4 protein-coding genes and 1 pseudogene are annotated in these 6,765 nt (G+C 34.1%); 2 read left to right on the forward strand and 3 right to left on the reverse strand.

Annotation, left to right across the window (positions count from 1 at the left end; genetic code table 11):
- Position 1: 1 nt before the first annotated feature.
- Positions 2 to 3,673 (reverse strand): annotated as a pseudogene (locus IEV57_RS18525) (type IIG restriction enzyme/methyltransferase).
- 192 nt (positions 3,674 to 3,865) lie between these two features.
- The gene (locus tag IEV57_RS18530; protein ID WP_188444531.1) at positions 3,866 to 4,324 is read right to left on the reverse strand and encodes a hypothetical protein; all 459 of its coding nucleotides are present in this window, start codon (positions 4,322 to 4,324) and stop codon (positions 3,866 to 3,868) included.
- A gap of 232 nt (positions 4,325 to 4,556) precedes the next feature.
- Between IEV57_RS18530 and IEV57_RS18535 the strand changes: the two genes are divergently transcribed.
- The gene (locus tag IEV57_RS18535) at positions 4,557 to 4,796 is read left to right on the forward strand and encodes a hypothetical protein (RefSeq protein ID WP_188444532.1); all 240 of its coding nucleotides are present in this window, start codon (positions 4,557 to 4,559) and stop codon (positions 4,794 to 4,796) included.
- A gap of 660 nt (positions 4,797 to 5,456) precedes the next feature.
- Here IEV57_RS18535 and IEV57_RS18540 read toward each other — a convergent pair.
- Positions 5,457 to 5,867, reverse strand: a complete 411-nt coding sequence (locus IEV57_RS18540; RefSeq protein ID WP_188444533.1) for a helix-turn-helix domain-containing protein — start codon at positions 5,865 to 5,867, stop codon at positions 5,457 to 5,459.
- Positions 5,868 to 6,331: 464 nt separating this feature from the next.
- On the opposite strand from IEV57_RS18540, the gene IEV57_RS18545 reads away from it, so the two are divergent.
- Positions 6,332 to 6,765 (forward strand): hypothetical protein (locus IEV57_RS18545; RefSeq protein ID WP_188444534.1); only part of this gene is annotated, 434 nt, incomplete at its 3' end.

Consider the following 6,765-nt stretch of genomic DNA (forward strand, 5'->3'; position numbering starts at 1 on the left):
CTCACCCATCACCCCCTTCCACAATCCTAATCTCCTCCTCCGTCAACCCATAAAGTTCATAAGCCAATTGATCGATTTGGTTTTCTTCAAAAGATGTATTCACATTTTTATTTTTTGATTTTTCCTCAAGAATTGTGGCTACAATTTCTGAAATTTGTTTCTGAGTAAATTTTGTTTCAGGAATAGGTAAAGAATTAAATTCCTTTACTTTTATTTTTGGAAATAATTGATCGAACTCGTTATTTATGTTTTGAAAATACCAAAACAATAACTTAGAGTTTAGAATGCCCAAGTAAAAATACATATCTAATTCTTCTTTCGGCTTAGCGATATATGCTGTTTGGTCAACAACAAATGTATCTTTGACAAGTGATGCCATTAAAGATGTTTTTCCAGGGATTTGTCTAATTAAAATTTTATCCCCTTCAAAAAATTCAGGAACTCTAGGTTCAGCTAACCAAACACCATAGCTTATATATTCATTTTCCCAATTAAATGAATATTTTGAAAGATTTTTACCTCTTAATTCAGGAAGGTAGGTTTCGTCAATTTTATTTCTAGCATTAAAAACTTTTCCTTTTACTTGCTCAATCGTTTGGCTTGGTTTCCCTTTACCAACTTGATATTATTTTATTCCTGAAATTGTACTAAATAATTCAGATAATTTCACTGACTTATTTAAAATTTTTGTGATTATTTCATGGCGAACCACATCAACAGTGATGGTAAAATTGTTATTAGGTGTATTATAAAAACCCAAAGAATCAAATTTGTTAACATATGAAAAACTCCCTTTTTCAACAAAGAAATAATCACTTAATAAAGGTACCCTAGGTTTATTAAAGATGAAAATTAACACTTCAACAGATGCTTCTTCAAAGACATCATCCTTTACTTCTATAATCCGATTTATTGAGAAATTACTTAATATAAATTGTCTTAATTTAATGTTGTTTTGATTAGCTAAAAATGCGTTAGGGACTATCAATGAATGTATGCTTTGATTATTAGAAATTTCATATGACCTTTCTATAAATAAATGATATAAGTCTAACTGGTTTTCAGAGACTTTGTAGTTGTCAAAATAATATTTTCTAAATTGATCAGAATCGTCTCTTATTCTTAAATAAGGCGGATTCCCTATCACCACATCAAAACCCACAAAATCTCCTGTTTCATTTAGCACTTCAGGAAACTCAAACCTCCATTCAAAGGCATTTTCATAAATCTTATTGTTCTTGATCTCGTCGATCTCGGTAGAAAGCTTTTCCAGCTCGGCTTCTATCTTTTCTACCTTCTTTTTCCTTTCCTTTTTCTCCTTTGCCGATACCTCGAATAGGCCTGTTTGCATAGTAAGATTATAGAGTTCTCCTCCGAGCTTTGCTTTCTTTTTGATCTTAGGATCATTGTTGGCAATCTCTGATCGGAAATCTGATTTGATCTCAGCGATCAGTCGCTCCATTTCTCGCTTTTCCTCTTTGTTTTGGGCATTTCGATAAGTAGTCACCGCCATGCGATAGCTGTCTATCGAGAACTTACTTTTCTTCAGTGCCTCACTCAGATCCGCATTGATAGCAAATCGACTTACAAGGGAATTCCCACATTTGATATTGATATCGATGTTGGGAAGGGTTTCAAGCTCCGTCGCATTCTTGTAATAAGCATTTTTCAGCAACTCAATCCATAACCTCAATCGACAAATCTTCACCGAATTGGGATTGATGTCTACTCCAAAAAGACAGTTTTCTATGATCGTCTGCTTTTCATGGAACAGAGTTTCTTGGATGCGTTGGCTTTCTTTGTTAGATGGATTGTATTCAAAGAGCTCACCCTCTTCATCAGTCACGATCAGTTCATCATTGACTACTTCTACCTGATATTCTTTCAACCGCTTGCCATTTCGGTCTTGTAGGATTTTCAAGTCATTTTTTACCGCAATCATTTCATTGAGAGCAGATACCAAAAAGTGTCCAGAACCCACGGCAGGATCACAGATTTTGATGCTGTTGACGATTTCATTGGCTTGTTTCCGATCTTCTATTTGATCATAGATTTGATCTAAACTATCTGAAAGCTCTAAACCTTCTGAAATTTTAAATCCTGATTCTTTGAACTTCTGAACCACAGCCCTCCGAATCGTCTCCCTACACATATACATGGTAATGAAACCCGGAGTAAAGAAAGATCCATCCTTGTAGCCATTTATCTTCTCGAAAATCAATCCTAGAACAGAAGCATTGATCAGCGTTTTGTTATCCTCCTGAATATCTTCTGAACCTTCGGAACTGAAATCATAAGCATTCAAAAACTCAAAGAGGTATTCGAGGGTAGACAGTTTGCCTGTTCTTTTCTTCCCCTGCTCGTTTTTCAGTACAGTGGAAGAAATGATCGGAATCAATTTATCATCCCTCAGATTACTGATAAATAAAGTTGAATGCTCAATATCAGTTGGCTCAAAAAGCGATGAATTGAGATAAGGGACTTTTTCGAAAAGTGCCTTGACATCAGGGTTTCTATCCTCAAATTTTCTGGCCAACACTTGGAAGAAAAGGCTGTTTAGATCATCATAGTTTTTGATTTTGTCAAGACTTAGAAAGGAGTAAGACTTGTCTCCTTTGTGATAAGTAAAGAGTTGCGCTTCCAACAACTTAAGAAACAGAATCCTATTGATCCAAGTGATCGAAAGCTCAAGGGCCACATTGAAAAGTCGCTCTTGATGGGTCTTCCCAAACTGAGATGGCTGCGATAATCGGCTGATTTTATCCAAACTATCCAATTGAATAATCGCATCTTCCAGAATACTCCCAGTATTTCTCTCACCTTCCTTATTTCTACCAATCAGCTTTTTACCACCTTCTTTGGTTTCTGTCAGGCCGATAATATGTAACAGCTCACTGTAAAACCGCTTGTCAAGGTTATTGCTGTCATTGGAAAAAGGCAGCTTAAGCATGTGTTCTGGTGAAAGCAACTTGAAAAGTGCAATCAGCTTTACATCATCTTTTTTGTCCGCATTTCTAAGCGGTTTATCATAATTCCTTAAGTCAAAATACGTGAAAGGTAATTCACCTTCCAGATTATTGATCTCACGGGATGCAATTTCCTTGTAGAAAAAATCCGTAGTATTTCCCGATAACCTACCTTCTTCAAAAGCCTTGAAATCCTTCACCAAAGTCTTGTTCTGCACAAAAGCTTTTTCAAAAACTGCCGCATCAAACACAAACCATTCATAGATATTGGTTACCACAAGGTGTTTGACTTCAAGGTTGTTTTGCGTGATTCTTTCCCTTAAGAAATATAAGATCAATTCCTGAAAAGATTTGACATTGAGGCTTTTGATTGCTTTAGCTTCGGGGGAAAGAGAAAGCATTTCCGCTTTGTTGGTAGGTTTCTTGGTTTCCAAGATCACCCCAACAGGACTTTTGGCATCTTTTCCGTTATGGATAACCATGTCATTTCTACCCTTGGTATTGATAGAAAAATCTGGTTCGTAGTACGTTCTTTTAAGAAAGTCAGATACGAGGTTCTTATGAAACTCCTCTGATTCGGATTCATTGATTTGGTCAAATAGTCTGATTAAATTCTCCTTAAAGACCTCAATCTGGGTTCTAACGGGTTTAACTTTTAAAAAAGCTTTGTTTAAGGCTTGCCTTGGTTTAAGAAATTTGTGGTTCATTTTCCCGAATTAGCGTTGAAAAATTTGATTCAACAATTTGCTTGTTTTTGGTCGGATTTGCAATAAAAATGTGCTAGGACTTTAGTTTTTTGATGCAAATTTGACTGGAATTGACTTAAAATTAAAAAATGAGGTAATGAACAATCTTTCTAAAAACATTTAAGAATTGAATTTTAGCAATTGGTTAAAATATTAATCTTCAATGTTGATGGCCAAACCAATCACCTGAATTCCCGGAACAGTTGATTTTCCATCGACACTGCTTTTGGAAATATTTCTTATTTCGAGCTTGATAATTCCATTAGCATCCGTCCCTTTTGCTTGATAGATAATTTCCTCAAATAGATCGTTGATCTCGCAACCTTTAAAATTAAAATCTTTTATTTTATCAAATGAAGTACTTTTACTACCATAAAGATCATCATATCCTGAGTTGGAAGACTTGGACTTTTTTATTTTAACATCTTCTTTTGGTACATAGCCTTGATAACAGTCTACTATCACAATAGAAGCAGATTTGTAATTCCTAGAAATATCTCCTGTTGTGACGAACATACCCTCTTTTTCAAAAATACTTAAATCTATTACTGCTGCGTCAAAAGAGTATTTATCTAAAATAGCACAACTATTAAAAAGTAAGAATAATAACATTATCGAAAGAATTTTGATTTGCTCTCTAAACTGCATGGCTATTTTTTTAAATGGAAATTTAAAACTAGGTACATTATCGTTTGAATAAAATACCCATAACAGGGTATTTTTGAGAGAGCAGAAGTCTTCATTGGATTAGTATTTAGATTCTCACTGATTTTAATAAAATCTAATTTGCCAATAAAAATATTTTGATTATATTATTGACTTATAAATGTTAATAATATAGACAATGGATGTTTTTGAAATTTTAGCGGAACTGGAAAGGAGGGAGGAGCAGATTGAAATCAAGCTCAAAAAGATCATACAGGCCAATTTAAACCCTTTTCCAGGTGAAAGGATACAGAAAGCGAAGCTATTACTTAAGCTTATCTATGAATTCAAGAAGCATATTCAGGCAGATGAATTTATCCAAGCTGGAATGAAGCTCCGTGATTTGGAAATTGAAGGATTGATGATTCTCAATAAATAACCCTTTCCATAAGAATCGGAATCAATATCCCTTCCAATTCCTAATTAAATTTAAAACTTCAAAATTTATAATTCTACATTAATCATTCATCATTTTTTTAACCCATTCTTCCTAGGTTCTTAAACCTGTTGATGGATCATTTTTTCAAACCGTATTCACAACTACTGTGATCTCTCAAGGACGTCCCTAAGTGAGACTACTTTTAAAAAGGATTCAGCATAAATAACTTTTAGGGTGAAACAATCAATTTCAATAAATACGTCTAATGCGGGCGGGCACGTTGGGGAACCGGGGGGCGGTGGCCATTTGCGGGTTGAAGGATTTTCCCAACTTGATTTTTTTGTTACTTTTTTGATCAAGCAAAAAAGTAAGAGGAAATAATCTATATACCTCTATTATTTTCTCTCACTATAATCAAACTCTACTCAATTTTAGATTGAATTAATTCACTCAAAAATAAATTGAAATAAATTAAAAGTATAAGTACAATCTAATTCCTTAACGAAAGATGAAAACCTTGTCATCATATGCTTTTAGATATAAAAAAAATCCTTTGACTACCTTTTATATGCAAAAAAGTATAATTGGCATTTATTTAGTCCTTAAAGCACCTTACTACAATTAAAAAAACCTTCCTGATTTACAGAAAGGTCAATTAACTTATTTTTCAAGCATCTTTTTCAAAAGCTCAACTTTCTCTTTTTCAGATTCCAGCAAGCGTTCGTATAACTTTTTGTTTTCTTCAAATACTTCAATCAACTTATCTATGGGGTTAAAAGTTGGATTGTTATTATAAATTAAGCCAGTTGCATTGTCGTGAGAAGTAAATGAATTCGAAATAATATTTACAGCCTTTTCCTCATTAAAATTCTTAATCGCCTCAGCAGGAATTTTAAGAACCTCAGCAACCTGACGAAGCAGTTCCTCTTCAATTTCTTCTTTTTGCTCAAGCAGGCTGACCTTTTTTTGAGTCCAGTCTTCACCAAGCTCAAAAGCCAAAACCTCTTGCTTGATGCCCATCATCTCTCTAAAGCGCTTGATGTTTCTGCCGTGATGAATGCTTTCCTTCATAGTATAATTTTATATAAAGCTAATATCGATATCCGCTTTCTTACTAGTAGCCATTTGAAATCATGTGTTTTAAATCAATTGACTCACTGATAACTTGTCATCTAATAACTAAATAACGATTATCCGCTCTAGATCAAGTACTCAAATTAATTACTTGCAACATTGCGGATAATATCAAGAGCTAATTTAATGATTTCTGACGAATGTCTTTCTCAAATTTATTTTTAAATACTTAATTAAACAAAGAAAAATGAACACTTACCACTTTCCAACCATACTTAATCTAGGTCCTTGACCACCTAAAACAAGCTTAACCTGAATAATTTGAGGCCATCGCAGCTATAATGAAAGGGTGAAGTGGGACTGAATAATTTATCCCTAATATCAACTAGAATATGCTGTTTTAGAATATTTTATCCCAGTCCTTTAGCCCAATTTGGCTTTCGCAATAAACAGAGAAAGTCATGGAAATTCAACTCAAAAACACTGACCAGGATAGAAAAGCACAGCTCAATGCATTTCTGCAACTTTTGGTGGAGAGATTTCAACCTACCAGAATTATTTCCTTTGGTAAGCAATCCCTTCAAAATAAGCTAAAGGGTTGTTTTGCCAGCAAGAAGATAGTAGAACAACATTTTTGCCTCTTGATCTGTACGGAAAGCTGTACCAGAGTTGATTACGAAATTCAGGAATTCGTCAACAATCATTACCAAAACGGACAGATAACCATCATTGCTCACGGTGAAAGCACTATCAAGGAACAAATTGAAGCGAATAATCGATTTTTTATCACAGTATTGTCAAAGGGAAAATACTTGTATTCAAAGACCGGGTATATTAATGATCAGTCCATTCCAAAATTCAACCCATCTAAAGCATTAGTAAAAGCTGAAAAACA

The organism is Belliella aquatica, assembly GCF_014637795.1.
In the GTDB taxonomy this organism is placed as follows: domain Bacteria; phylum Bacteroidota; class Bacteroidia; order Cytophagales; family Cyclobacteriaceae; genus Belliella; species Belliella aquatica.